Raw genomic sequence first — 26,131 nt, 5'->3', positions numbered from 1 at the left:
GGACCGATCAATGCCGACGCCGACCCGGTTCGCCGCCATCGGCGCCGCCGTCCTCCTGACGGTCGGCCTCGCGGCCTGCACGGCCGAGCCCGACGAGGCCGCCCCGCTGCCCACGACGCCCGTCGTGCAGCTCGGTGCGCCGGGCGAGGCCAACGAGACGCTGTCTCCCGAAGAGGCCGCCGAGCTCACCTCGCCGTCGTACGTCGAAGACGACGTCCTCTTCGTCCGCGACATGCTGCACCACCACTCGCAGGCGATCCAGATGACCGGTTACGTCGACGAGCGGAGCTCGGACGACGACATCCGCCTCCTCGCGGAGCGCATGGACGTCAGCCAGACCGACGAGATCACTCAGCTCGAGAAGTGGCTGCAGAGCCGCGGCGAGCCGGTGCGGGATCCGGATGCCTCGCACGAGCACGCAGCGGACGACATGCCCGGCCTGCTCACCGACGCCGAGCTCGCACAGCTCGAGGCGGCCGACGGCGACGCGTTCGACGTGCTGTTCCTGCGGTTCATGATCCGCCACCACGAGGGTGCGATCCAGATGGTCGAGGAGCTCTATGCCGCCGGCGGTGGGCAGGAGTCCGAGATCGACGCGTTCGCCCGCCATGTCGAGGCCGACCAGGGGATCGAGATCGCCCGCATGCAGCAGATGCTCGCCGAGCGCCAGGGCTGACGCGCCGCAGACGACCGGTGCCCCGGCGATCCGAGGATCGCCGGGGCACCGTCGTCGTCAGCGCCGGGGTCGATCCCGACCCCGGCGGGCCGTCACCCGAACGTGCCGCCTAGGGCGACCAGGGCGGCCGCGAGGGCGGAGTCGGACGCCGCACCGGACTTGCGTGCGGCGTTGTCGAGCTGCGCGACGACCGCGCGCCCCGCGGCGCCGGTGTCGGCGAGCGCCTCGGCCTGGTCGACGTGCTTGCGTACCTCCTTGAGCGCCTTGCCCGAGAGGTCGCCTGCGCGCTCGGCCTGGTCGATGTACGACCGGACGACGGCGAAGCTCGGGTCGTGCACGAGCATCGTCTGCAGCTGGGCGTTGAACTCGTCGAGCTGGATCTCTCCGGCGGCGGCGATCTCGTTCTCCGACATCCAGTCGCTCGCGGTGAGCCCCAGGGTGTCGAAGCCGCGCGCGATCTCGCTGCCGAGGATGCTGCCGTTGTACCAGTACGTCGACCAGTACCCGGCGAGGTTCAGCCCGCTCGGGTTCGGCTCGTCGACCGGTCCGCGGTCGAGGTAGGCGATCTCGACGGGGTTCGCCGTGTCGGTGAAGTCGATGATCGACACGCCGCCCTGGTACCAGGCCTGCACCATGATGTCGCGACCGGGCACCGGCACGATGGAGCCGTTGTGGGCGACGCAGTTCTCCTGGGTCGTCTGCACCGCGGGCAGCTTGTAGTAGCTGCGGAACTCGAGCTTGCCGTCGACGATGTCGAACAGCGCGTCGGCCCCCCACTCCGGACGGTCCGTCGAGCGGCAGCGGGCGGACGTGCCGCCGCCCCACTCGTCGGTGAAGATCAGCTTGGTGCCGTCGTTGTTGAACGTCGCCGAGTGCCAGTACGAGAAGTTCGGGTCGGAGACGGCGTCGATGCGCACCGGCATGGCCGGGTCGCTGATGTCGAGCAGGATGCCGTTGCCCTGGCACGCGCCGGCGGCCAGGCCGATCTCGGGGTAGGCCGTGATGTCATGGCACGTGTTCGTGTTCGGCACCGGGCTGTACGCGGTTCCCGACGGGTGCAGCGTGCCCGTGAGGGTGTTCTGCAGTCCGTTGTACGCGCCGGTCGCGGCATCCGTGAAGATGCGCGGCTGCGCCACGATGGCCGCCGTCTCCGGTGCCGCGAGCGGAACCTTGATGACGTCGATGCGCCACTGCGTCGGGTTGCCCGTCGTGACAGGGGTCTGCGTGTTCGTCGACGCGTTCTCGCAGCCGGCGAGCTCGGCGGCCGGGCGCACGCCCGACGTGCCGGAGTTGTAGACGTAGACGTTGGCCGGGTCGTCGGGGTCGGTCACGAGCGTGTGCGTGTGGGACCCGCGGCACGTCTGAACACCGGGCAGCTGCACCGGGTTGTCGATGTCGCTGATGTCGAAGATGCGCACGCCGCGGAAGCGCTCGGCGTTGACCTGGCCGGCGGCGCCGCCGCTGCCGCAGTCGATCCGCCCGCGGGTCTCCTCGACCGACATGAACAGCAGGTCGCCGTACACCGACACGTCTCCCTGGCCGCCGGGGCACACGAAGGACTTGTGCAGCGTCGGCGCGTTCGCGTCGGACACGTCGTAGACCTGGAAGCCGTTGAAGTTGCCGACGATCGCGTAGTCGCCGGTGAAGGCGAGGTCGGAGTTGACGAACCCGAAGTTGCCCGGTGCCGCGTCGAACGGCGCGACACGTGGGGTGTGCGACAGCAGTTCGAGGTTGCTCGCAGCGGTGCCGGCGTCCTGATAGCCCGGTGCGAGTCCGACGCGCGGGTCGTCCTCGGCCGAGGCTGCGGTGGCGGACAGCAGTGTCGTGCCGAGCAGCAGTGCTCCGGCGGCGGCGACGGCGCGCAGGCGCCAGCGTCCTTGTAGGTGGGTGATGGTCATCGGAAGTGCCCCTCTCAATGTCACTTCGCGGGCGGAACGGATGACCTCCGACAGGCGTGCGCGCACGACTTCGTGCCGCCTGCGGCCCTGGGGGAGGCCGATGCTCGGAGGCTATCGGCTGGCCGAGCGCGTCGCTAGGGGGCGGCCGGCATGGGCAGACACGCGCGATCACCCGTCGCTACGCTGACCCCATGACTACCCTGGTGCTCACTCTCGTCGGCGACGACCGGGCGGGACTGGTGGCCGCCGTCGCCGACGCCGTCGACGCCTACGGCGGCAACTGGGAGAACAGCGAACTCGCCGAGCTCGCCGGGGCGTTCGCCGGCATCGTGCAGATCTCGGTCGACGCCGACCGGGTCGACGAGCTGCGCACTGCGCTGTCGGCTCTCGAGGGCATGCTCACCGTGAGCGTGCATGCGGGTTCCGCAAGCGGGACGGATGCCGCGACCCCGCGCTCGCTGACGATCCGGGTGCTCGGCAACGACCGCCCCGGCATCGTGCGCGAGATCTCCTCGGCGCTGCGGGCGCACGACCTGTCGATCGACCGGATGACCACGGAGACGCGGGATGCGGCGATGTACGGCGGCCGGCTGTTCGAGGCGACGGTGTCGGCCCGGGTGCCGGCATCCGTCGATCTTTCGGCCGTCACCGCGGAGCTCGAGCGACTCGCGAGCGAGATCCAGGTCGACGTGGTTCTCGGCGGCTGACGGCGGCCGAACCCGGCCGGAAATGGTGTCGGCCCCTCGGTGGACTCGGTCGCCGTGTCCTCCGAGGGGCCGTCCGCAATCCCCAATGCGGAAAAATCCCGTGGCCCCAGACCACGTTCCCCCTTTTACTGCGAATCTCGGGCCGGCTTCCCCAGAAGCCATCTCCCCAGATCGCCCGGGATTCGCAGTAAGGCAAATGTACCGTGTCCCCCATATGGGGGACAGTTGCATTCTCGGAACTTCAGCAGATCCTGAGGTTCGAACGAGAGCCGTGCGAGGGTGGGCCGGGAGGGCTGCGCGGGTATGACGAAACCCCCGCGATGTAGAAGCTACGCGAGGGTTCCTGGGGTGACTGTAACGATCACCCTTGTGGCTCCGACCGGCATCGATCCGGTGACCTTTCGATTTTCAGTCGAACGCTCTACCAACTGAGCTACAGAGCCGCACGGTGGTTTCTCTTGCAAGACCTGCCGCGTCCTAGACGAAAGGCCCTCTCGAAAAAGGGCCCGTCGCTCGGAGCGACCCTGACGGGACTTGAACCCGCGACCTCCGCCGTGACAGGGCGGCACGCTAACCAACTGCGCTACAGGGCCATGCTTGTTAAGTTGTGTTCTCGGAGTGTGACCCCAACGGGATTCGAACCCGTGCTACCGCCGTGAAAGGGCGGCGTCCTAGGCCGCTAAACGATGGGGCCGGGTGAACCCGGGGGCTCACGCTTACCGAGGGTCAAGCATACGCAATGGATCGCGAATGCGCCAATCGAGGGCGTGGCGGGCTTGTGTGCACGGTCCGCGCGCATGACACTTGCTTGGTGACCGCTGTCCCGAGGCGGTGAGTCGCCTTGCCGCAAACCGGTTGCGGATGTGACTGATGTTGCTAGTGTGAAACGCGTCGACGTCGCGAGGGGAGGACCGGTGGACACCGACAGCGCCCACGACGAGTGCGGCTGCGCACCGTCTCCGAGCGAGCGTCGCCAGCTGTGGCCGCTCATGAGCCGCCGCGGCGCGCTCGGCTTCGGAGCTGTCGCGCTCGCCACGATCGGCGCCATCGGCGGACCGCTCGTCGCCCCCGCTTTCGCCGCCGGGTACCCCTCGTGGGACGACGTGCAGCGTGCCAAGGCCAACGAGGCGGCGAAGTCGGCCGAGATCACCAAGATCCAGAACCTGATCAAGGCGCTCGCCGACGACGTCGCAGCGAAGAAGGCCGCCGCCGAGCAGGCCGCCGACGAGTTCTACGTCGCGCAGCAGGAGTACTTCGACGCCGCTTACCGCGCCGAGCAGCTGCAGCTGCAGGCCGATGAGCAGGCGCAGGTCGCCATCGACGCCGCGAACAAGGCGGGCCGCGTCGCCGCGCAGCTCTACCGCAACGGCGGCGACGACACCTCGCTCGAACTGTTCTTCTCCGGGTCGGCGGCGTCGGCCGACGACCTCCTCGCGCGACTCGGCACCATGGACAAGCTCATCGAGCGCAACCAGGCCGTCTACGCCGATGCGATCACCGCCCGCGACTCCGCTCAGAGCCTCAGCGATCAGGCCGAGGTCCAGCGCGTCGAGCGCGACCGCCTCCAGCAGGTGGCCGAGCAGAAGATGGTCGCTTCGCAGCGGGCCGCCGACGAGGCGCAGGCCGCCCTCGACGAGCAGAACGCGCGCAAGGGCCAGCTCGACGCTCAGCTCGCGGCGCTCAAAGACACCACGGCCCGCACGGTCGCCCAGTACCAAGAGGGCGAGCGCCGGCGTCGCGAGGCCGAGGCGAAGGCCGCGGCGGCCGCGGCCGCGGCCGCCAAGGCGGAGGCCGATCGGCTGAACGCCGGTGGCGGTGGCGGCGGCGGAAGCGGCGGCGGCGGAGCCGTCGTCGGCTCGGGCTGGGCGCGCCCCTCGTCGGGCTGGCGCAGCTCGGGGTACGGCCCCCGCACGGTGCAGTGCGGCAGCGGGTACTGCTCGAGCGGCTTCCACTACGGCGTCGACCTCGCCGCCGGCTGCGGCGCGGGCATCTATGCCGCCGCCGGAGGCACCGTCGTCTACGCCGGGTACAACGGCGGCTACGGCAACTACATCAAGATCGACCACGGCAACGGCATCGGCACCGGCTACGGGCACATCCGCCCCGGCGGCATCTTCGTCGGCAACGGCCAGCGGGTCCGCGCGGGCCAGCTCATCGCGAGCGAGGGCAACACCGGCAACTCGTTCGGCTGCCACCTCCACTTCGAGACCTACGAGTGGGGCAACCCGGTGAACCCGATCAACTTCATGGCGGCACGCGGCATCTCCGTCTGACGCTAACCCGCACAGGGCCGTGAACGACGAGGAGCGGATGCCGCAGCATCCGCTCCTCGTGTGAGAACTCCGGTCAGAGCGTGCTCGGTGCGATGCCCTCGCCTTGCGTGCGGGTCTCGCCCTCGTGCTCCTTGAAGCGGTCGAACGCCTCGCCCACGAGGCGCTCGGCCTCGGCGGCGTCCGCCCACTCGTCGACCTTGACCCACTTGTTGGGCTCGAGGTCCTTGTAGTGCTCGAAGAAGTGCGCGATCTCCTTCTGCAGGAACTCGGGAATGTCGCCCACGTCCTGGATGTGCGCCCAGCGCGGGTCCTTCGCGAGGACCGCGACGACCTTGTCGTCGCCGCCGGCCTCGTCGCTCATCTTGAGGACGCCGACGGGACGGACGCTCGCGAGGATGCCGGGCGCGAGGTCGACGTCGAGGATCACGAGCACGTCGAGCGGGTCGCCGTCCTCGCCGAGGGTGTTCTCGAAGAAGCCGTAGTTGGTCGGGTACCCCATCGGCGTGTAGAGGATGCGGTCGAGGAACACGCGGCCGGTGCCGTGGTCGACCTCGTACTTCACGCGGCTGTTGCGCGGGATCTCGATGACGGCGTCGTACGCGCCCATGGTGGAACTCCTTCGGAAAGACGGTGGGATGCCGCCGACCAGCCTAGTCGCGGGGCGTCCGGGCGTCCGAGCGGCGCCGTCGCGCGAGTACGGTGGGGCCGTGAGCGAGCACCGGCCCGGACTGGACCCCGCCGTCGCCGAGGTGCGGCGGGCCGTACGCGGAGCGCTCGTTGCGCTGCCCGCGGGCTCGGCGGTGGTCATCGGGCTGTCGGGCGGCGCCGACTCGCTCGCGCTCGCCGCCGCGACGGCCTTCGAGGCGCCGAAGCTGGGGCTGCGCGCGGTGACGGTGACGGTCGACCACGGCTTGCAGGAGAGGTCGGAGGATGCCGCGGCCTCTGCCGCGGCGACCGCGCGGTCGCTCGGGCTCGATGCCCACGTCGTGCCCGTCGTGGTCGACGGGGCGGGCGGTCCCGAGGCGGCGGCCCGCGACGCGCGGTACCTCGCGCTGCGTCACGCCGCGACCGGAATCGGCGCCGCGGCGGTGCTCGTCGGCCACACGCTCGACGATCAGGCCGAGACCGTGCTGCTCGGCCTCGCGCGCGGCTCGGGCGGCACCAGCCTGCAGGGCATGGCCGCGGCATCCGATCTCGACGGCGTGCCGCTGCTGCGGCCGCTCCTCGACGTGCGGCGCGCCACCACGCGTGCCGCGTGCACCGCTCAGGGGCTCGAGTCCTGGGACGACCCGCACAACGTCGACCCCCGCTTCGCCCGCGTGCGCGTGCGCGAGACGGTGCTGCCGACGCTCGAGGCCGAGCTCGGCCCGGGCGTCGCGGAGGCGCTCGCCCGCACCGCCGCCCAGCTGCGCGAGGATGCCGCCGCGTTCGACGAGATGATCGACGAGACGATCGAGGACATCGTCGAGCACGCCGAGGCCGGGATCTCGGTCTCGGTCGCCGCCCTCGCCGCGAACCCCGCCGCCCTGCGCCATCGGATCATCCGGCACGTCGTCGCGAGCGAGTTCCACGAGAGCCTGACGAGGTCGCAGACCCTCGGGGTGGCGCGGCTGGTGACCGACTGGGCGGGGCAGGGGCCGATCGATCTGCCCGGTTGTCGCGCCCGCCGCATCGGCGGACGGATCGAATTCACGGCCGGCGGCGACGCCTAGACTCTCACCATGCGCGCGGCCGACATCCAGAGCGAACTGACCGAGGTCCTCGTCACCGAGGAGCAGATCCGAGCCAAGCTGGAGGAGATCGCGGCGCAGGTCGCCGCCGACTACGCCGGCAAGGATCTCCTTCTGGTCGGGGTCCTCAAGGGCGCGGTCATGGTGATGGCCGACTTCTCGCGCTTCCTCCCGACCTCGGTGCCGATGGACTGGATGGCCGTGTCGTCGTACGGCGCCGGCACGAAGTCGAGCGGCGTGGTGCAGATCCGCAAAGACCTCGACACCGACCTCCACGACAAGCACGTGCTGATCGTCGAGGACATCATCGACTCGGGTCTGACGCTGAGCTGGCTCCTCGAGAACTTCGAGTCGCGCGGCGCGGCGTCGATCGAGGTCTTCGCACTGCTCCGCAAGCCGGATGCCGCGAAGGTCGAGGTGCGCTGCAAGTACGTCGGCTTCGACATCCCGAACGAGTTCGTCATCGGCTACGGCCTGGACTACGCCGAGAAGTACCGCAACCTGCGCGACGTGGCGATCCTCGCCCCCCACGTCTACTCCTGACGATTACGCCCCCGGCGAATGCACAGTCGGGGCATAGGGGGCAGGAGATACCCTGAATCCACCGCCGCCGCGCCTGTCATCGTGCGCCCGGCGGGTTCGTCGACGAAAGGGATCGGGCGCGCGCCCGCACCATGGACTTCAAGAAGATCACCCGCAACCCGCTCTTCTACGTCCTGCTGATCGGGGTCTTCCTCATCGTGGGGTTCTCGCTCATCTCGAGCCTGAACGGCGCGAAGCAGATCTCGACGCAGGAGGGGCTCGAGCTGCTCGGTGGCGAGACGGTCGTCGAGGTCGTCAACACCGACGGCGACCAGCGGGTCGACATGAAGCTGTCGTCCGACTACGAGGGCGCGTCCGACGTGCAGTTCTACTACGTCTCCGCCCGCGCCGACGAGGTTGTCGACGCGATCAACGCGGCCGACCCGAAGGACGGCTTCAACGATGCCGTGCCGCGGGCGTCGTGGTTCGACGGCTTCCTCTCGCTCCTCCTGCCGATCCTGCTCCTGGGTCTGCTGTTCTGGTTCCTGCTCTCCAGCGCGCAGGGCGGCGGAAGCAAGGTCATGCAGTTCGGCAAGTCGCGGGCGAAGCTCGTGACCAAGGAGATGCCCCAGGTCACGTTCGGCGACGTCGCCGGCTCCGACGAGGCGATCGAGGAGCTCGAGGAGATCAAGGACTTCCTCAAGGACCCGGCCAAGTTCCAGGCCGTCGGCGCCCGCATCCCGAAGGGCGTGCTCCTGTACGGCCCTCCCGGAACGGGCAAGACCCTGCTCGCGCGCGCGGTCGCCGGTGAGGCGGGCGTGCCCTTCTACTCGATCTCGGGCTCGGACTTCGTCGAGATGTTCGTCGGCGTCGGCGCGAGCCGCGTGCGCGACCTGTTCAACCAGGCCAAGGAGACCGCTCCGGCGATCATCTTCATCGACGAGATCGACGCCGTCGGACGTCACCGCGGCGCCGGCATGGGCGGCGGCCACGACGAGCGCGAGCAGACGCTCAACCAGATGCTCGTCGAGATGGACGGGTTCGACCCCAAGGCGAACGTCATCGTCATCGCGGCCACGAACCGTCCCGACATCCTCGACCCGGCCCTCCTGCGTCCGGGCCGCTTCGACCGTCAGATCGGCGTCGACGCGCCCGACCTCAAGGGCCGCCAGCGCATCCTCGAGGTGCACGGCCGCGGCAAGCCGCTGGCCGACGGTGTCGACCTCGAGGTCGTCGCCCGCAAGACGCCGGGCTTCACCGGTGCCGATCTCGCGAACGTGCTCAACGAGGCCGCGCTGCTGACGGCGCGCTCCAACGCGCAGCTGATCGACAACCGTGCGCTCGACGAGGCCATCGACCGCGTCATCGCCGGTCCGCAGCGCCGCACCCGCGTGATGAAGGACAAGGAGAAGCTCATCACTGCCTACCACGAGGGCGGCCATGCCCTCGCGGCGGCGGCGATGAACCACACCGACCCCGTGACGAAGATCACGATCCTCCCCCGCGGCAAGGCGCTCGGGTACACGATGGTGCTGCCGCTCGACGACAAGTACTCGGTCACCCGCAACGAGCTGCAGGATCAGCTCGCCTATGCGATGGGCGGCCGCGTCGCGGAGGAGATCGTCTTCCACGACCCCACGACCGGCGCGAGCAACGACATCGAGAAGGCGACGAGCATCGCCCGCAAGATGGTCACCGAGTACGGCATGACGATGGATGTCGGACCGGTCAAGCTCGGCTCGTCCTCCGGCGAGGTGTTCATGGGCCGCGACATGGGCCACGGGCGCGACTTCTCGGAGCGCGTCGCCGAGCGGGTCGACGTGCAGGTGCGCGCGCTCATCGAGCAGGCGCACAACGAGGCATACGAGGTCATCAACGCCAACCGCGACATCCTCGACAAGCTCGCGCTCGAGCTGCTCGAGAAGGAGACGCTCGACCACGTCGAGCTCGAGGAGATCTTCAAGGACGTCAAGCGCCTGCCGCCACGTCCGCAGTGGCTCTCGAGCGAGCAGCGTCCCGTCTCGGCCCTCCCGCCGGTCGGCGTGCCCGCGCGCCCCGAGCCGGTCGGCGCGGCCGCGCAGACCGAGGCCGAGCAGCCTGCCGCCGAGAAGGCCGCGAAGCGTCGCCCCAGCGGTCAGGCGCGTCCCGCGACCGCGTAGGCTCGGCCCGTGGCCGTCGATCGTGAGCGCGTCGCCGCGCTCGTGCGAGAGCTGCTCGAGGCGATCGGGGAGGACCCCGACCGTCCCGGGCTGAAGCTCACGCCCGAGCGGGTTGCCGACGCCTACTCGGAGTTCTTCGCGGGCGTGGGGGAGGATCCTGCCGCCCCGCTCGCGCACACCATCTCGGTCACGCGCGGCCCTGCGCCCGAGACCCTGCCCTCGGGCGCGGTCATGGTCCGCGACATCCGCTTCCGCTCGATCTGCGAGCATCACCTGCTGCCGTTCCGCGGGCACGCTCACATCGCATACCTCCCCGGTGAGAAGGTCGTCGGGCTCGGCGCCCTGCCGAAGGTCGTCGACATCCTCTCGTCGAGGCCCCAGGTGCAGGAGCGCCTCGGCGAGCAGATCGCCGACGTGATCGCGGCATCCCTCGACACCCGCGGGGTGCTGATCGTCCTCGACGCGTCGCACGAGTGCGTGACAACGCGGGGCGGGCGGCAGACGGATGCCTCGACCGTGACGATCGCCGCGCGCGGGGAGCTCGCCGATCCGGCGGCGCGTGCCGAGCTGATCGCGCTGCTCGGGAGCCGCGAGTGACGCTGATCATGGGGATCGTCAACGTGACCCCTGACTCGTTCAGCGACGGCGGACGGTACCTCGACCCGCAGGCGGCCATCGAGCACGGCCTGGCGCTGCGCGCGCAGGGCGCGGAGATCCTCGACGTGGGCGGTGAGTCCACGCGGCCGGGTTCGGACCGCGTTGATCCGGCCGTCGAGCAGGAGCGTGTGCTCCCCGTCGTGCGTGCGCTCGCCGAGGCGGGCGCGTACGTCAGCATCGACACGATGAACGCCGCGACCGCCGTCGCCGCGGCCCGTGCCGGTGCGCGGCTGGTCAACGACGTGTCCGGCGGCCTCGCCGATCCGGGAATGCTGGCCGCGATCGCGCCGACCGGCGCCGATGTCGCGCTCGGGCACTGGCGCGGTCCCTCGGCCGACATGTACGCGGGCGCCGACTACGACGACGTGGTCTCCGAGGTCGTCACCGAGCTCGGCGCGCGCGTCGAGGCCGCCGCTGCGGCCGGGATCGCGCCGTCGCGCGTCGTGCTCGACCCGGGCATCGGCTTCGGCAAGAAGGGCGAGCAGAACTGGGCCGCACTGCGAGGCATCCCGCGGCTCGTCGCGCTCGGCCCGCGCGTGCTGATCGGCACGAGTCGCAAGCGGTTCCTCGCCGAGACGCTCGCCGAGACGCCGGCCGGGGGCGAGGCCGAGCCCGTCGACGAGGCGCGTCGTGACCTGGCGACCGCCGTCACGAGCGTGCTCGCCGCGCAAGCGGGCGCGTGGGCCGTCCGCGTGCACGACGTCGCCGCCACGCGCGCCGCGCTGCTGGTCGCGCGGGCGTGGGAAGGAGAGAGCCGATGGGCTTCGCCGACGAGATCACGCTGACCGGCCTGCGGGTGTTCGGCCGCCACGGCGTGTACGACGAGGAGCGGCGCGTCGGGCAGGACTTCGTCGTCGACGTCACGCTCTTCCTCGACACCCGCGCCGCGGCCGAGAGCGACGACGTCGCCGACACCGTGCACTATGGCGAGACGGCCGAGCAGGTCGCCGCGATCGTCGGCGGCGACCCGGTGGACCTCCTCGAGACGCTGGCCGCGCGCATCGCCGACCACCTGCTGACGGCCGAACGCGTCGACCGCGTCCGGGTGACGGTGCACAAGCCCCACGCGCCGATCCCGCTGTCGTTCGCCGACGTCTCGGTGACGATCGAGCGCGCGCGGGAGCCGCGATGAACCGGCGGCTGGCGCAGGGCTTCCGCGGCGACGCGCCGCAGGCTGCGCATGCTCCGACCGAGGCGGTGGTCGCGCTGGGCGCGAATCTCGGGGACCGTGCGGCGACGATGGCGGCCGCACTCGACGAGCTGCGTCGTCTGCCGCTCGTCGACGAGGTCCGCGCCTCGGAGCCGGTCGAGTCCGTCGCGGTGAAGCCGGAGGGGCCGGATGCCTCGGCCCCGGCGTACCTCAACGCGGTGGCACTCGTCACCACGCGCCTCGCCCCGTCGGTGCTGCTCGCGTACCTCCACGCGATCGAGGAGCGCCACGGACGCGAGCGGCGCGAGCGGTGGGGGGACCGCACCCTCGACCTCGACCTGATCGCGTACGGCGACCTGCGCAGCGACGACGCGCGCCTGCGGCTCCCGCACCCGCGTGCCGCCGAGCGCGATTTCGTCCTCGCGCCGTGGCTGTCGGTCGACCCCGAGGCCGTCCTGCCGGGGAGCGGGCGCGTCGAGGAGCTGCTCGGGCGGCTGCGAGGAGAGCGATGAAGCGCACCGGGGCCGGCATCCTGCTCGTGGCTGCCGCTCTCGGCGTGGCCGCGGGGTTCCTGCTCGATCAGCTGCTGACGTCGTCGGGCAGGGCGACCTTCACCCCCGTGGTGACGCTGCCGATCCTGCTCGTGCTGCTCGGGGCCGTCGTGGTCGTGCTGGCGGTGCCGATCCGCCAGGCCACACGCGGGTCCGGCCGCGGGCCGGTGAACCCGTTCCGCGCGGTGCGGGTCGCGATGCTCGCGAAGGCGTCGAGCATCGTCGGCGCCGGGATGACCGGGCTCGCGCTCGGGCTGCTCCTGTTCCTCGTGACCCGACCCGTCGTACCGTCGCTAGGCTCGATGGCGACCGTGATCGCGACCGCTGTCTGCGGCGCGCTCCTGGTGGCGGCGGCCCTCGTCGCAGAGCACCTCTGCACCCTCCGGAAGGACGACGATGACGAACAGCCCGGCGGGGACGACGCCTGAAGGGGCTTCGCCCGGCACTTCCGGCACTTCCGGCATCCCCGGCGCCCCGGGGTCGGCGCCGGTCGCCATCGAACCGGACGCGGGCGCGTACGACCGGCTCGCGGAGCCGCGCTCGGAGAACCGTCTCGCGCTGGAGACCGGCGTCTGGCACCAGATCTCGCCGAACTACGTGCGGGTGCAGTTCATCTCGACCGGATCGTTCCTGCTGATCGTGATCGCCGCGACCCTCGTCCTCGCGCTGCTCCTCGAGCAGGCGTGGGCGTGGATCCCGGGCGGCATCCTGACCGCGATCATGGTGTGGAGCCTGGCGATCCTGCCGCGTCAGGCGCGCTCGATCGGCTATCAGCTGCGTGAGGACGACCTGGTGTTCCGCCGCGGCATCCTGTGGCAGCGCTTCGTGGCCGTCCCTTACGGCCGCATGCAGCTCGTCGACATCACGCACGGTCCACTCGACCGCGGGTTCGGCATCGCGCAGCTGAAGTTCGTCACCGCGGCCGCGACGACCGGTGTGGTGATCCCCGGGCTCGAGCAGCAGACGGCCGAGACGCTCCGCGACCATCTCGTCGAGGTCGCCGAGAGTCGGCGCACCGGGCTATGACCGACTCCGCCCCCGACGCGCCGCCGCAGGACCTGGTGCGCTCGCCGCTGAGCGACGGCGACTGGCACCGGCTGCACCCGCTCACCCCGCTGCTGCGCGGCGGGCTGTTCCTCATCGTCGTGATCGGCATCGTCGTGGCGAATCTGCGCGATCGGCTCCTCGTCCTGTTCCTGCCCTGGCTGGCGCCGGGGATCGGCGACGACCTCGAGGACGAGGTCTCCGACTGGGACGGAGCAGGCGACCCGATCGACTTCGTAATCGCCAACAACCTGTACCTCCTCGCGGTGCTGGTCGTGCTCGGCGCGCTCATCGTGCTCGTCGCGGTCTTCTACACGTCGTGGCGCTTCCACACGTTCCGGATCACCGACGACGACGTCGAGGTGCGCAGCGGCGTCCTGTTCCGCACACAGCGCCGCGCGCCGCTCGATCGCGTGCAGGGGGTCAACCTGACGCGGCCGATGATCGCGCGGCTGCTCGGCATGGCCAAGCTCGAGGTGGTCGGCGCGGGCACCGACTCGAACGTGAAGCTGGAATACCTGTCGACATCGAATGCCGAAGCGGTCCGTGCCGACATCCTGCGGCTCGCGTCGGGCAGAAGGCTGGCGGATGCCTCGTCCCCGTCGACGCCGGCTCGCCACGGCGGGCGGGTCGCCGCGCTCAGCCAGACGGTCGGCCGAGAGATCACCGGATTGATCGAGGGGCCGGAGCTGCCGGTGGCTGTGCCGGACTCGGTCGTCGACATCCCGCTCGGCCGGCTCGTGGCATCCCACATCGTCAGCATGTCGACCATCGGCCTGATCGTCGCGGCGATCGCCATCGGCATCGGCGTCTCGCAGGGCGTCACCTGGCTGCTCTTCGGCTTCGTGCCCGCCATCATCGGCTTCGGTGCGTACTGGGTGCGCTCGATCGTCCGCTCGCTGCGCTATTCGATCGCGCCGACGCCCGATGGCGTGCGCATCACGTTCGGCCTGCTGACCACCGTGACGGAGATCGTGCCGCCCGGTCGCGTGCACGCGATCGAGGTCACGCAGCCGATCCTGTGGCGCCCCGCGGGATGGTGGACGATCCGGATCAACCGGCTCACCGGCCGCAGCGCGGCCGACACGAACACGGACCAGTTCACGACCGTCCTGCCGGTGGGCACCGCCGCCGACGTCGAGCGCGTGCTGCGGCTCCTGCAGCCCGGGGTCCCCGATGCGGAGTGGCCGCTCATCGTGCGGCAGGGCGTGCTCGGACCGATCGACCGCGACACCTTCACGAACACCCCGGCGCGCGCGTGGTGGATCCGACCGCTGTCGTTCCGCCGCAACGGCTTCCGGCTGACCGACGACGTGCTGCTGCTGCGCCGCGGGGTGGTGTGGCGCAAGCTCGCCATCCTGCCGCTCGCACGTCTGCAGAGCCTCGGCCTGCACCAGGGACCGCTCGATCGGATGTCGCGCGTCGCGTCGCTGCGCGGCCACGTGGTGACCGGCCCGGTCTACGCCCATCTCGCCGCGATCGACCGCGACGCGGGGCTCGCGCTGTTCGACGCCGTGGCCCACGGAGCGGTGGCGGCGGCCGGCGACGACCGGTCGCACCGCTGGGCGGAGGACGTGCAGGTCGAGGCGGAGGGCGGTCCGACGGCTGTGCCCGCCACGCCGGCGGCGGTGCCCACCGGGCCGACGGCGGAGGCCGCGCCGGCGGTGGATCCCTCCGTGCCGACGGCGGAGGCCGCGCCGGCACCGGCCGGACCGGGGGTCTCCGAGCCCGTGCCCGGGGAGCGCGCGTGACGCGCGACGGCCGTCTCGGTGTCGGAGTGATCGGCGCCGGGCGTGTGGGTCCGGTGATCGCGGCGGCGCTCGCCGGGGCGGGGCACGCGCTCGTGGGCATCACCGCGGGCTCGGATGCCGAGCGGGTCGAGGCGATCCTGCCCGATGTGCCGACGCTCGACGCTCCCGAGGTGATCCGGCGGAGCGAGCTGGTGGTGCTCGCCGTGCCGCACGACGAGTTGGAGGCGCTCGTCGCCGGCCTCGCCGCGGTCGGCGCCTGGCAGCCCGGACAGTTGGTGCTCCACACCGACCCCGCCTTCGGCACAGGGGTTCTGGCGCCCGCGGTCGCCCAGGGATCGATCCCGCTCGCGGTGCACCCCGCCATCGTGTTCACAGGGACCTCCATGGATCTGCGGGCGCTCTCGACCGGGTACGCCGCGGTCACGGCGCCCGGACCCGTGCTTCCGATCGCGCAGGCGCTCGCCGTCGAGCTCGGCTGCGAGCCCGTCGTCGTCGCCGAGGAAGACCGGCCGGCGTACGCCGAGGCCGTCGGCGCGGCGACCGAGTTCTCGCGGTCGATCGTGCGCCAGTCGGCCGCGCTGCTGCGCGAAGCCGGGGTGCCGAACCCGGGGGCTTTCCTGTCGGGGCTCGTTCATACGACGATCGACCACGCGCTCGCCGACGCCGGGTCCGGAGGTCCGGCCGATCCCACCGCTACGATCAACGGATGATCAGCACCATCGACGGGTTGCGCTCCCGACTGGCCGAGGCCAGGGCCGCAGCCCCCGAGGGGGCCAGGGTCGCGCTCATCTCCACCATCGGCGCGCTCCACGACGGCCACATCGACCTCGTCCACCGAGCCCGCGAGGTCGCCGAGATCGTCGTGGTCTCGGTCTTCGTCAACCCGCTGCGGTTCGTGAACCAGACCGAGTTCGCCGCCTACCCGCGGACCCTCGACGACGACGAGCGGCTGCTCGAGTCGCTGGGTGTCGACGTGGTCTTCGCGCCCGAGACGACGGAGCTGCTGCCCGACGGCAGTGCCACCACGAAGGTGAGCGCCGGCGATCTCGGCCTGCGGTACGAGGGCCGCGCCCGGCCGTTCTACTTCGACGGGCTGCTGACCGTCGAGGCGAAGCTGCTGAATCTGGTGAAGCCCGACGTCGTCGTCTACGGAGAGCGCGACCCGCAGCGGGTCTTCCTCGTGCGGCGCATGGTGCGCGATCTCTTCTTCGACGTCGAGGTCGCGACGGTCGAGACCGTCCGGGGCGACGACGGACTGCCCGTCTCGACCAGGGTCGGGATGCTGGAGGATCGCGATCTGGCCGCGGCCGGCCTGCTCCCCGTCGCTCTCGACGCGGCGGCCTCGAATGCCGACCGCGGAGTCGACGCGTGCATCGCCGCGGCGCAGTCGGCGCTGATGGGTGAGCCGCGGATCAGGCTCGAGTACTTGAGCGTCGTCGATCCGACCTCGTTCCTCCCCGTCGACGAGGGTCACCAAGGGCAGGCGCTCGCGCTCATCGCCGCGAGCGTCGCGGGCCACCGTTTCATCGACAACGCCCCGATCTACATCAGCTGACGCGGGGGTCCAGGCCACAGCGCGGGCGTGATCCGCGTCGGCGCGCATGCGACGGCGACCGGCACAGGGAGCGCCGAGCGCGCGCCGATAGACTGGGCGGCGACTTTGCGAGGAGCCCACCCGATGCCAGAAACGCCTGCGAACACGCCCGCCGACGCCGAGCCCACCGAAGAGGACATCTTCGAGCAGAAGGCCGTGCGCCTGGCGAAGCGCGAGCGACTCATGGCGGAGCGAGCGGATGCCGCGGGCGGCGCCTACCCGGTGAGCCTGCCCATCACCGACACGATCCCCGCCCTGCGCGCACGCTTCGGCGAGCTCGAGGCCGGCGCCGAGACCGGCGAGACCGCCGCCGTCGCCGGACGCATCGTGTTCAGCCGGAACACCGGGAAGCTCTGCTTCGCGACCCTGCAGGCGGGCGACGGCAGCCGGATCCAGGCCATGGTCTCGCTGGCCGCTGTCGGTGAGGAGTCGCTCCAGCGCTGGAAGGAGCTCGTCGACCTCGGCGACCACGTCTTCGTCGAGGGCGAGGTCATCTCGAGCCGACGTGGTGAGCTGTCGATCATGGTGTCGGACTGGCGGATCGCCGCCAAGGCGGTCCTCCCGCTGCCGAACCTGCACACCGAGCTGAGCGAGGAGAGCCGCGTCCGCAGCCGCTTCCTCGACCTCATCGTGCGGGACCGTGCGCGCGACACCGTCGTCGCGCGCGCCAAGGCGAACGCGAGCGTGCGGCAGACGTTCACGAGCCACGGCTTCCTCGAGGTCGAGACCCCGATGCTGCAGGTGCAGCACGGCGGAGCGTCGGCGCGCCCGTTCATCACCAACTCCAACGCCTTCGACACCGACCTCTACCTGCGCATCGCCCCCGAGCTGTTCCTCAAGCGCGCGGTCGTGGGCGGCATCGACCGGGTCTTCGAGATCAACCGGAACTTCCGCAACGAGGGCGCCGACTCCACCCACAGCCCCGAGTTCGTCATGATCGAGGCGTATCAGGCGTACAGCGATTACAACGGCATCGCCGATCTGACGCAGGAGATCATCCAGAACGCCGCGGTCGCGATCACGGGTTCGACCACGGTCACGTGGGCCGACGGCACGGAGTACGACCTCGGCGGCGAGTGGGAGCGCCTCCCGATGTACGGGTCGCTGTCCGAGGCATCCGGCCGCGAGATCACTCCCGAGACCACGCTCGACGAGCTCGTCGCCTTCGCGAACGAGGTCGGGGTCGACCTTCCTCCGCACGCGACGCACGGCAAGCTGGTCGAAGAGCTCTGGGAGCACTTCGTCAAGCCCGGTCTCACCCGGCCGACGTTCGTCATGGACTTCCCGATCGACACCAGCCCGCTCGTACGGGAGCACCGTTCGATCGCCGGCGTCGTGGAGAAGTGGGATCTGTACACGCGCGGCTTCGAGCTGGCGACCGGATACTCCGAGCTCGTCGACCCGGTCATCCAGCGCGAGCGGTTCGTCGAGCAGGCGAAGCTCGCCGCACGCGGTGACCTCGAGGCGATGCGCATCGACGAGGAGTTCCTCCGTGCGCTCGAGCACGGCATGCCCCCCACCGGTGGCATGGGCATGGGGATCGATCGCCTGCTCATGGCGATCACCGGTCTCGGCATCCGCGAGACGATCCTCTTCCCGCTCGTCAAGTAGGGCGTTCACCGGACGGAAGTCACGGCGTGCGACGGAAGGCCCAGTCGGGCAGGTGGCCCGCCAGCACGAACGACCGCAGGATCTCACTGAGCCCGTGCTCGGGCTCGATCGCGCACGCTTCTTCGGCGTAGAGCTCGGCGTGGGTCGAGCGGCCCAGCGCCCACGACAGCCACGCGCACATCGCGAGGGCGCCGGGCCGCAACGGGCGCGGCGCGGATGCCGCCACATGCCGGGCGAGGCAGAGCGCACGCTCGAGCCGCTCCGGGTCGGGGCGGTCGCCCTCGCCCCACAGCCGCATCGCGAGGTGCGCCGGATACTCCTCGCCCGACTCCCACCTCAGCTGCGCGTCGAAAGCCTCGTCGCCCTCGGCGAGCGTGCCGCTCCACTGCACGAGGGCGATGTCGCGCAGCGACGGCCGCGACAGACACCACACCAGGGTCGCGGCGTCGTAGGGCGCGAGTTCGTCGGGATCCCACCCGAGCGCATCCTCGAACAGCGCCGGAAGATCGTCGAGGAGGCAGACCGCGGCGAGGGCCGCCGGGTCGATGCGATCCGAGTCGTCGGCGGATGCCTCGGCCCTCGCAACACGCTCGTCCGTCGCCTCCCGCTCGTCCGGCTCGTCCGTCTGCTCATCGCCGATCGACGGCTCGGCCGACGCCGGGCCGCAGAGCACCTCGACGGCGCGCTCCAGCGCGATGATCGCGCGGCCCACCCGCTCGGCCCGAGCCAGGTCGACCGACGGCAGCTCCGCGCCCGTCGCCTGATCGCCATCGGCGACCGCGGGCAGGTCGTCCGCTCCGCACGCGACGCCGAGCTCGTCGAGGGGACGGCCCTCGGGCGGACACGACGGGTCGAGGAACGATCCCCAGCCGTCGGATGCCACGCACAGGGCGTCCGTCGTGCCGAGACCGCACGCATCCGCGCGGCGCGCGAGCGCGCGGAAGAGGTCGGCGTGCGGCATCCGCTCCTCGTCTGCGAAGGCCGAGTCGGTGAACGCGACCGCCGCGACGGCGTCGGCTTCGGGGAGCCGGCAGATCATGCCGATGACGGTCGCGGCCATGCGGTCGACGGCATCCGGCGCACCGTCGGGGAGGTCGAAGCGCAGGGCGCCGACGCTGCGCGATCCGGCGAACGGGATCATCACGAGGCTGCGCGAGGGCACGTAGCCGAGCATGCGCGGGACGAGGGACAGGAACTCCGCGGCGCCCGCGGCTTTGACGGTCGTTGTCATGGCTCGAGCGTCGGGGCGATAGTCGCCGGCCGGGCCGGTTTCCACAGGCCGGGGCTGCGTGCCCCGCTTCGACCGGTTCGGGGGAGGAGGGGCCGCGAACCCGCGTACCATGGAAGGCATGGACGACTACTGGACCGCAGTCGTGTGGACGCTGCTTCCCACTATCGTCGTCAGCCTCATCTTCTTCTACGTGCTGCGCAGCGTGATCCGCGCCGACCGCAACGAGCGCCGCGAATACGCGCGCATCGAGGCCAAGGAGCGCGCGAGGCGCGGGCTGCCGCCGGCCGCGGCATCCGTCGAGACCTCCGCCACCTCCGAGCGCTGACGGAGGTCCCCACTAAGGTGGGGCTCACGCAGACCGGGAACGCGAGGAGCATCGGTGATCACCATCACGTTCGACGCGACGTGGTGGCTCGTGCTGGTGTTCATCACCGATCTCATCATCCGTGTGGCCGCGATCATCATCGTGCCGCGCAACCGGCGCCCTACCGCGGCGATGGCGTGGCTGCTCGCGATCTACTTCATCCCCATCGTGGGCGTCTTCCTGTTCCTGCTCATCGGCAACCCGCGACTGCCGCGCAAGAGGCGGCGCAAGCAGGAGCGCATCAACGACTACATCCACGACACCAGCGCGTCGCTCGATTTCGGCACACTGCGCCCGCATGCGCCGTCGTGGTTCACCTCGCTGGTCACCCTGAACCGCAATCTCGGCGCCATGCCCCTCGCCGGCGACAATGCCGCGCGCATCATCGGCGAGTACCAGGCGAGCCTCGATGCGATGGCAGACGCGATCCGGGCGGCCGAGAAGTACGTGCACGTCGAGTTCTACATCCTGCAGGCGGATGCCGCCACCGACGGCTTCTTCCAGGCGCTCGAAGAGGTCAGCGCGCGCGGCGTCACGGTGCGGGTCCTCCTCGACCATTGGGCCAATCGGGGCAAGCCGAACTACAAGTCCACGCTCAAGCGCCTCGATGCGATGGGCGCGCAGTGGCACCTGATGCTCCCGGTGCAGCCGCTCAAGGGCAAGTACCAGCGGCCCGACCTGCGCAATCACCGCAAGCTCCTCGTCGTCGACGGGCGCGTCGCATTCACCGGCTCGCAGAACGTCACCGACTCGACGTACAACCTGAAGAAGAACATCAAGCGGGGCCTGCACTGGGTCGACCTCATGGTGCGCATCGAGGGCCCGGTCGTGGCATCCGTCAACGCCGTCTTCCTGTCGGACTGGTACAGCGAGACCGACGAGATCCTCACCGACGAGATCGACCTGTTCGACGTCACCTCCGGACCGGGCGACCTCGACTGCCAGATCGTGCCGTCGGGCCCCGGGTTCGAGTTCCAGAACAACCTCAAGCTGTTCGCCGGCCTGCTGTACGCCGCGCAGCGCAAGATCATCGTGGTCAGCCCCTATTTCGTGCCCGACGAGGCGCTGCTGCTCGCCATCACCACGGCGTGCCAGCGCGGCATCCACGTCGAGCTCTTCGTGTCGGAGGAGGGAGACCAGGCGCTCGTGTATCACGCGCAGCGCAGCTACTACGAGGCGCTGCTGCGGGCGGGCGTGAAGATCTGGATGTACCAGCGGCCCTTCATCCTGCACTCGAAGTCCATGACCATCGACGACGAGGTCGCCATCGTCGGCTCGAGCAACATGGACATGCGCTCGTTCGGTCTCAACCTGGAGATCTCGATGCTCGTGCGGGGCGAGGAGTTCGTCCGCGAGATGCGCGGCATCGAAGACGGCTACCGCGCCCTCAGTCGCGAACTCACGCTCGAAGAATGGGAGAAGCAGCCGCTCCGCTCGACCGTGCTCGACAACCTCGCGCGCCTCACATCGGCACTGCAGTGATCACCCGCGCCGGGTGATTGTGACCGGGGCGTTATCGAGGACCCTGAGATACGGTCCCGTTCTGAGACACCATAAGGCTGACGGATGCCGCGGTCCGAGGCATCCGCTCTGCTCACGGAAGGATCTCGCATGACTTCTCGCACTCGCTCCGTCCTCGCCGGGCTCGGCCTCGCCGCGCTCCTCACGGGTGTGCTCACCGCCTGCGCCACCGGCCCGAGCGGCACCCCGACCACGCCCGCGACATCGACCGACGACGACGCGAACGACGACGCCAACGAGCAGGAGGTCGGCGCCGCCTGGCTCGACGGCGGCCGCATGATCGGCATCGTCACGCAGGGCAGCTCGACCTGCGTGCCCACCGCCGAAGAGGCGACGTTCGAAGGCGGTGTGATGAAGGTCACGCTCGTCGACGTCGAGGGTGACACGCCCTGCACCGCCGACCTCGCGCCGCGCGTGACGCTCGTGGCCGTGCCCGGGGGCGTCGACCCCGAGCAGGGCGTCGAGATCGAGGTCGCCGGCGACGGCTGGCAGGGCGACACCGACCTCGACGGCGTCCCCGGGCTGACCGGAGGCGGAGAGACCGACTACCTGCCGTCTGCGGGCTGGACCGACGTCGACGGCCAGTTCGTCGTGCTCTCGTGGGGCTCGTCGAGCTGCGCGCCCGTGGTCGAGAACACCGAGGCGACCAGCGTGACCGAGATCACGGTGACCTTCGCCACGCCACCCGCCGACCAGGTCTGCACGATGGACATGGCGCCGCGAGGCGTGGTGACCGCGGTGCTCGAGGGTCCTGAAGACGACGCCGAGATGTTCGCGATCCTCGAGGGCGCGGAGTTCGACAACGTGCGGGTGCCGATCTACCCCAACTGAGGGGCGGTGCGTGCGGCTTCGTGGTCGACCGCGCCGAATTGTGGGTCTGCGGCGGCTCGCGTCACCGTTTGGCGCGGTTGACGCGCGAGCGCGTGCGCGAGGGGACGTGACTCCTCCACAGGCGCGTTTCGATGGCACACGCTCTGCGTGGCTGTGGAAGAAGGGGCCGGATGCCGCGGCCGGCGCGACGCTGACGGGGTGCGCTCCCCTCTGCCGCCCGAGTTGGGCAACCGTTTCACGACGGCGGCGGCTCTCGCGGCCGGGGTGAAGCCGTCCCGATTGAGGAGCAGCGATCTCGTCCAGCCGTTCCATGGCGTGCGCGCGGTGCGTGCGGTATCCCCCGAAGCGAAGCCATCGACGCCGGAGGATCGGGTCCTCGAACTCGTGGATCACTATGCGCTGCGGATGACCGAGCACGAGTTCTTCACCCATGTCGCGGCCGCCGTCATCTGGGGTCTGCCGCTTCCGATCACCGTATTCGCGGGTCGGCCGCTCGACGTCGGTGTCTTCGCTCCGCGACGGAACGCGTCCGGCTCGCGGACGAAGGGGCACTCGGTGAAGCCCGGGTTTGCGCACGTCGTGAGGCATCCCGAGCTCGGCGTACGGGTGACGACCCCGGCCTCAACCTGGGCGATGCTCGGCGGCGACCTGCAGCTGCGGGACCTCGTAGCCGTGGCCGACGCGGCCGTGCGAGTGCCGATGCATGAGAATGACAGACCCGCGCTTGCCACCATCGACCAGTTGCGCGCCGCGCTTTCAGCGGGCAGGCGCACGGGGATCGCCCGACTGCGAACCGCCTTGCCGCTGGTGTGCGAACGTTCGTGCTCACGACCGGAGACCTGGTTGAGGCTGCTGCTGATCGATGCCCGCCTCGCGGTTCCCTCAGCCAACTTCGACGTGTACGCGGATGGTCGGTGGATCGCGCGCGTCGACCTCGCCTATCCCGACCTTCGGATCGCGCTCGAGTACGAGGGCGAGCATCACCTCACCGATTCCGCGCAATGGCACCTCGACATCGCCCGAGCGGAGCGCCTCGTCGAGGCGGGATGGCGGGTGATCCGCGTGACGAAGGCCGACGTGTTTCGCGACCCCGCGCCGCTGATCGATCGGGTCCGCCGCGCGATCGCCCTCGCCGCGCGCTGACGGAGTCCCTCTCGCGCAGGGAGTTGGCGCTCAACCGCGCCGAACTGCGCGCGGACATCTGCTGGGGTCGCCGATTGGCGCGGTTGAGCGAGCGCGTGCGGTGCCCAACCGCGCCAACCTGCGGGCCAGGCCGGCGGGTGACGGCCATTCGGCGCGGTTGAGCAATAAGCAGAGAGCGGATGCCGCGGCTACGTGTCGGCGCGGACGAGCAGGTCGCCGATCTCGCAGTCCAGCGCCTGGCAGATCGCCGACAGGGTCGAGTAGCGGATCGCGCGCGCCCGGTCGTTCTTGAGGATCGACAGGTTCACCACCGAGACGCCGACGAGCTCAGACAGGCGCGTGAGCGTCATGCCGCGCTCCTCGAGCAGCCGGTCGAGCCGGCAGTGCACGCCGGAGGGACCGTCGTCGTCCGCGGCGGGACTCACACGAGTCCTTCGCTGTCGCGCTCGAGCCGACCGGTGTGTGCGAGCAGAGCCGAGACGGCTTTGAGCGCGCCCGCCGTGAACACGGTCGACAGTATCCAGGCGACGGGAGGGATCGCCCACACGGCGAACGAGGGCTCGGTGGAAGTCCCGACCGACATCAGACGAGGGCCTCCGTGTCGTGCTGCAGGCGCTCGCCGTGGCGGAAGATGGCGCCCAGCGCGCCGAGGGCCAGCGCGGCCGCGATCGGCCAGAACGAGACCGACACCCGGTAGACGCCCGTGCTGCTGACGTCACCGCTGTTCGGCGGGAACAGCTCGTTCGCGAGGATCGACCGACCCATGCTCCCGAGGATCTCGGCGCCGAGCCCGGCGACGAGGACGACGGCTGCGCCGATGAGCATCCAGCGGCTCACGACCCGGGCGAACGGCGCGCCCTTCAGCGAGCGGCTGCAGGCGATCGCGAGCACGACACCCGGCGCGGCGGCGGCGAAGAGGGCGAGGACGTCGGCCGTCGCGAGCAGGACCCTGATGCCGGCGTCCAGGCCGGCGACCGTCACGTCCGCGCTCTGGACGTATCCGCACACGAGCGTCATCGACGTCGCAGGCACCGATTCCGTCACATCGCCGCAGGTCTGGTCTCGGAGCAGGTCGGCGACGACCGGGATATCCGGGATCCAGGTGTCCCCGCCGCTGAGCCAACGCCACGTCGTCGCGACGAGGAGCACTCCGGTGAACGCCACCCATACGCGGGCGACGGCCCCGGCGACGTCGACGACCACGGCAGGGCTGTTCCGCCGTCGCGCATCCCACACCGCGAGCCCGACGATCCCGCCCACGATCAGAAGACCCGCGCCCAGCATCAGCAGGGCTCCGGGCAGATCAGGCCATCCGACGCTCATCGCGACTCCATATCGATAGTCGTTGTTAACGAAAAACGATATGCCCTCCTCGGCCCCGGGGTCAAGCACGCGTTGCGCTATGCCCATGGCGAACACGGGCTTGCGGCATCCGCCCTCTCGTTACCCTCGATGTAAGGCGCAGAGGGCCCGACAGACCCTCCCTGCCTCGAAGGAGTGTGAACGATGTTCGAGAGATTCACCGACCGTGCCCGTCGGGTGGTCGTCCTCGCCCAAGAAGAGGCGAAGATGCTCAACCACAACTACATCGGCACCGAGCACATCCTGCTCGGGCTGATCCACGAGGGCGAGGGGGTCGCCGCGAAGGCGCTCGAGTCCCTCGGCATCTCGCTCGACGCAGTCCGCGAGCAGGTCCAGGACATCATCGGCCAGGGCCAGCAGCAGCCGACCGGGCACATCCCCTTCACGCCGCGCGCCAAGAAGGTGCTCGAGCTGTCGCTGCGCGAAGCGCTGCAGCTCGGCCACAACTACATCGGCACCGAGCACATCCTCCTCGGCCTCATCCGCGAGGGCGAGGGCGTCGCCGCGCAGGTGCTCGTCAAGCTCGGCGCCGACCTGAACAAGGTGCGCCAGCAGGTCATCCAGCTGCTCTCGGGCTACCAGGGCAAGGAGCCCGCGGCTGTCTCGGGCGCCGCGCACGAGGGTCAGCAGGCCGCCCAGGGCGGCTCGGCGGTGCTCGATCAGTTCGGCCGCAACCTCACGCAGGCCGCGCGCGACAACAAGCTCGACCCCGTCATCGGGCGCGAGAAGGAGATCGAGCGGGTCATGCAGATCCTCTCGCGTCGCTCCAAGAACAACCCCGTCCTCATCGGCGAGCCCGGCGTCGGCAAGACCGCCGTCGTCGAGGGTCTCGCGCAGGCCATCGTCAAGAACGACGTGCCCGAGACCCTGAAGGACAAGCAGGTCTACTCCCTCGACCTCGGCTCGCTCATCGCGGGCTCCCGCTACCGCGGTGACTTCGAGGAGCGCCTGAAGAAGGTCACGAAGGAGATCCGCACCCGCGGCGACATCATCGTCTTCATCGACGAGATCCACACCCTCGTGGGCGCCGGCGCGGCCGAGGGCGCGATCGACGCCGCTTCGATCCTCAAGCCGCTGCTCGCCCGCGGTGAGCTGCAGACGATCGGCGCGACCACGCTCGACGAGTACCGCAAGCACTTCGAGAAGGATGCCGCGCTCGAGCGCCGCTTCCAGCCGATCCAGGTCGCCGAGCCGAGCCTGCCGCACGCGATCAACATCCTGAAGGGGCTGCGCGACCGCTACGAGGCGCACCACAAGGTGCAGATCACCGACGGCGCCATCGTCGCCGCGGCAAACCTCGCCGACCGCTACATCTCGGACCGCTTCCTGCCCGACAAGGCGATCGACCTGATCGAC

Annotated in this window: 27 protein-coding genes and 3 tRNA genes; 21 read left to right on the top strand and 9 right to left on the bottom strand. The window is 70.4% G+C overall.

The window, feature by feature from the left end; translation table 11 throughout:
• The coding region (locus OB08_RS14140) for a DUF305 domain-containing protein (protein WP_461475791.1) at window positions 1-676 on the top strand (676 nt) is incomplete at its 5' end.
• 92 nt (window positions 677-768) lie between these two features.
• On the opposite strand, the gene OB08_RS14135 is transcribed toward OB08_RS14140, so the two are convergent.
• The gene (locus OB08_RS14135; RefSeq protein WP_461475789.1) at window positions 769-2,574 is read right to left on the bottom strand and encodes an LVIVD repeat-containing protein; all 1,806 of its coding nucleotides are present in this window, start codon (window positions 2,572-2,574) and stop codon (window positions 769-771) included.
• A gap of 191 nt (window positions 2,575-2,765) precedes the next feature.
• On the opposite strand from OB08_RS14135, the gene OB08_RS14130 reads away from it, so the two are divergent.
• Window positions 2,766-3,281, top strand: coding sequence for a glycine cleavage system transcriptional repressor (locus tag OB08_RS14130; protein ID WP_461475787.1), 516 nt, complete (start codon window positions 2,766-2,768; stop codon window positions 3,279-3,281).
• 370 nt (window positions 3,282-3,651) lie between these two features.
• Here the strand turns inward: OB08_RS14130 and OB08_RS14125 are convergent.
• From OB08_RS14125 to OB08_RS14115, 3 genes are all read right to left on the bottom strand, one after another.
• Window positions 3,652-3,724, bottom strand: a tRNA-Phe gene (locus tag OB08_RS14125).
• 76 nt (window positions 3,725-3,800) lie between these two features.
• Window positions 3,801-3,874: transfer RNA gene (locus tag OB08_RS14120), tRNA-Asp, on the bottom strand.
• Window positions 3,875-3,902: 28 nt separating this feature from the next.
• Window positions 3,903-3,975: transfer RNA gene (locus OB08_RS14115), tRNA-Glu, on the bottom strand.
• Between the two features lie 220 nt (window positions 3,976-4,195).
• Between OB08_RS14115 and OB08_RS14110 the strand changes: the two genes are divergently transcribed.
• Complete coding sequence (locus OB08_RS14110; RefSeq protein ID WP_461475785.1) at window positions 4,196-5,554, top strand: peptidoglycan DD-metalloendopeptidase family protein; 1,359 nt, start codon at window positions 4,196-4,198, stop codon at window positions 5,552-5,554.
• A 73-nt stretch (window positions 5,555-5,627) separates the two neighbouring features.
• Here the strand turns inward: OB08_RS14110 and ppa are convergent, their stop codons facing one another.
• Window positions 5,628-6,161, bottom strand: coding sequence for an inorganic diphosphatase (ppa, locus tag OB08_RS14105; RefSeq protein WP_461475783.1), 534 nt, complete (start codon window positions 6,159-6,161; stop codon window positions 5,628-5,630).
• Between the two features lie 100 nt (window positions 6,162-6,261).
• Here ppa and tilS point away from each other — a divergent pair, with 100 nt between their 5' ends.
• From tilS to lysS, 13 genes are all read left to right on the top strand, one after another.
• On the top strand, window positions 6,262-7,266 hold the full coding sequence (gene tilS, locus OB08_RS14100; protein WP_461475781.1) for a tRNA lysidine(34) synthetase TilS: 1,005 nt from the start codon (window positions 6,262-6,264) through the stop codon (window positions 7,264-7,266).
• 9 nt (window positions 7,267-7,275) lie between these two features.
• Entirely contained in the window at window positions 7,276-7,827 is a 552-nt protein-coding gene (hpt, locus tag OB08_RS14095; protein ID WP_461475780.1) for a hypoxanthine phosphoribosyltransferase, read from the top strand.
• A 131-nt stretch (window positions 7,828-7,958) separates the two neighbouring features.
• A complete protein-coding gene (ftsH, locus tag OB08_RS14090) occupies window positions 7,959-9,965 on the top strand; it encodes an ATP-dependent zinc metalloprotease FtsH (protein WP_461475778.1) in 2,007 nt (668 codons plus the stop codon).
• Window positions 9,966-9,974: 9 nt separating this feature from the next.
• Window positions 9,975-10,562 (top strand): GTP cyclohydrolase I, encoded by a 588-nt coding sequence (gene folE, locus OB08_RS14085; RefSeq protein ID WP_461475776.1) that lies wholly within the window; start codon window positions 9,975-9,977, stop codon window positions 10,560-10,562.
• Entirely contained in the window at window positions 10,559-11,407 is an 849-nt protein-coding gene (gene folP / locus OB08_RS14080; RefSeq protein WP_461475774.1) for a dihydropteroate synthase, read from the top strand. The genes folE and folP overlap by 4 nt, the downstream gene beginning before the upstream one ends.
• Window positions 11,380-11,754 (top strand): dihydroneopterin aldolase, encoded by a 375-nt coding sequence (gene folB / locus OB08_RS14075; RefSeq protein WP_461475772.1) that lies wholly within the window; start codon window positions 11,380-11,382, stop codon window positions 11,752-11,754. The genes folP and folB overlap by 28 nt, the downstream gene beginning before the upstream one ends.
• Window positions 11,751-12,284: a 2-amino-4-hydroxy-6-hydroxymethyldihydropteridine diphosphokinase gene (gene folK / locus OB08_RS14070; RefSeq protein ID WP_461475770.1), complete on the top strand. Its 534-nt coding sequence runs from the start codon at window positions 11,751-11,753 to the stop codon at window positions 12,282-12,284. The genes folB and folK overlap by 4 nt, the downstream gene beginning before the upstream one ends.
• Window positions 12,281-12,751, top strand: a complete 471-nt coding sequence (locus OB08_RS14065) for a DUF3180 family protein (RefSeq protein WP_461475768.1) — start codon at window positions 12,281-12,283, stop codon at window positions 12,749-12,751. The genes folK and OB08_RS14065 overlap by 4 nt, the downstream gene beginning before the upstream one ends.
• Window positions 12,720-13,349 carry a PH domain-containing protein gene (locus tag OB08_RS14060; protein ID WP_461475766.1) on the top strand — a complete coding sequence of 210 codons (630 nt, stop codon included), beginning with the start codon at window positions 12,720-12,722 and terminating at the stop codon, window positions 13,347-13,349. Before OB08_RS14065 ends, OB08_RS14060 begins: the two co-directional genes overlap by 32 nt.
• Window positions 13,346-15,118, top strand: a complete 1,773-nt coding sequence (locus OB08_RS14055; RefSeq protein WP_461475764.1) for a PH domain-containing protein — start codon at window positions 13,346-13,348, stop codon at window positions 15,116-15,118. The genes OB08_RS14060 and OB08_RS14055 overlap by 4 nt, the downstream gene beginning before the upstream one ends.
• Window positions 15,115-15,828, top strand: a complete 714-nt coding sequence (locus OB08_RS14050; protein WP_461475762.1) for a DUF2520 domain-containing protein — start codon at window positions 15,115-15,117, stop codon at window positions 15,826-15,828. Before OB08_RS14055 ends, OB08_RS14050 begins: the two co-directional genes overlap by 4 nt.
• A complete protein-coding gene (gene panC / locus OB08_RS14045) occupies window positions 15,825-16,673 on the top strand; it encodes a pantoate--beta-alanine ligase (protein WP_461475760.1) in 849 nt (282 codons plus the stop codon). Before OB08_RS14050 ends, panC begins: the two co-directional genes overlap by 4 nt.
• 123 nt (window positions 16,674-16,796) lie before the next feature.
• Window positions 16,797-18,323 carry a lysine--tRNA ligase gene (gene lysS, locus OB08_RS14040; RefSeq protein ID WP_461475758.1) on the top strand — a complete coding sequence of 509 codons (1,527 nt, stop codon included), beginning with the start codon at window positions 16,797-16,799 and terminating at the stop codon, window positions 18,321-18,323.
• 19 nt (window positions 18,324-18,342) lie between these two features.
• On the opposite strand, the gene OB08_RS14035 is transcribed toward lysS, so the two are convergent.
• On the bottom strand, window positions 18,343-19,554 hold the full coding sequence (locus tag OB08_RS14035; RefSeq protein ID WP_461475756.1) for a DUF4192 family protein: 1,212 nt from the start codon (window positions 19,552-19,554) through the stop codon (window positions 18,343-18,345).
• 118 nt (window positions 19,555-19,672) lie between these two features.
• Here OB08_RS14035 and OB08_RS14030 point away from each other — a divergent pair, with 118 nt between their 5' ends.
• The 4 genes from OB08_RS14030 (at window position 19,673) to OB08_RS14015 (ending at window position 23,413) form a co-directional block, all read left to right on the top strand.
• Window positions 19,673-19,879 (top strand): hypothetical protein, encoded by a 207-nt coding sequence (locus OB08_RS14030; RefSeq protein ID WP_461475754.1) that lies wholly within the window; start codon window positions 19,673-19,675, stop codon window positions 19,877-19,879.
• A 54-nt stretch (window positions 19,880-19,933) separates the two neighbouring features.
• Entirely contained in the window at window positions 19,934-21,400 is a 1,467-nt protein-coding gene (gene cls / locus OB08_RS14025) for a cardiolipin synthase (protein ID WP_461475752.1), read from the top strand.
• 129 nt (window positions 21,401-21,529) lie between these two features.
• Window positions 21,530-22,270 (top strand): hypothetical protein, encoded by a 741-nt coding sequence (locus tag OB08_RS14020; protein WP_461475750.1) that lies wholly within the window; start codon window positions 21,530-21,532, stop codon window positions 22,268-22,270.
• 198 nt (window positions 22,271-22,468) lie between these two features.
• Window positions 22,469-23,413 (top strand): endonuclease domain-containing protein, encoded by a 945-nt coding sequence (locus OB08_RS14015; RefSeq protein WP_461475748.1) that lies wholly within the window; start codon window positions 22,469-22,471, stop codon window positions 23,411-23,413.
• Between the two features lie 188 nt (window positions 23,414-23,601).
• On the opposite strand, the gene OB08_RS14010 is transcribed toward OB08_RS14015, so the two are convergent.
• Genes OB08_RS14010 through OB08_RS14000 form a run of 3 tightly spaced genes read right to left on the bottom strand, consistent with a single transcriptional unit; the run spans window position 23,602 to window position 24,736 of the window.
• Window positions 23,602-23,838, bottom strand: a complete 237-nt coding sequence (locus OB08_RS14010; RefSeq protein WP_461475746.1) for a helix-turn-helix domain-containing protein — start codon at window positions 23,836-23,838, stop codon at window positions 23,602-23,604.
• Window positions 23,835-23,996, bottom strand: a complete 162-nt coding sequence (locus OB08_RS14005) for a hypothetical protein (protein WP_461475744.1) — start codon at window positions 23,994-23,996, stop codon at window positions 23,835-23,837. Before OB08_RS14005 ends, OB08_RS14010 begins: the two co-directional genes overlap by 4 nt.
• The gene (locus tag OB08_RS14000) at window positions 23,996-24,736 is read right to left on the bottom strand and encodes a hypothetical protein (RefSeq protein WP_461475743.1); all 741 of its coding nucleotides are present in this window, start codon (window positions 24,734-24,736) and stop codon (window positions 23,996-23,998) included. The genes OB08_RS14005 and OB08_RS14000 overlap by 1 nt, the downstream gene beginning before the upstream one ends.
• A 183-nt stretch (window positions 24,737-24,919) precedes the next feature.
• Here OB08_RS14000 and OB08_RS13995 point away from each other — a divergent pair.
• On the top strand, window positions 24,920-26,131 hold a 1,212-nt coding region (locus tag OB08_RS13995), incomplete at its 3' end, for a Clp protease N-terminal domain-containing protein (protein ID WP_461475741.1).

Source organism: Microbacterium sp. HJ5 (assembly GCF_054824025.1).
This window is presented reverse-complemented; position numbering and strand designations above follow the sequence as displayed.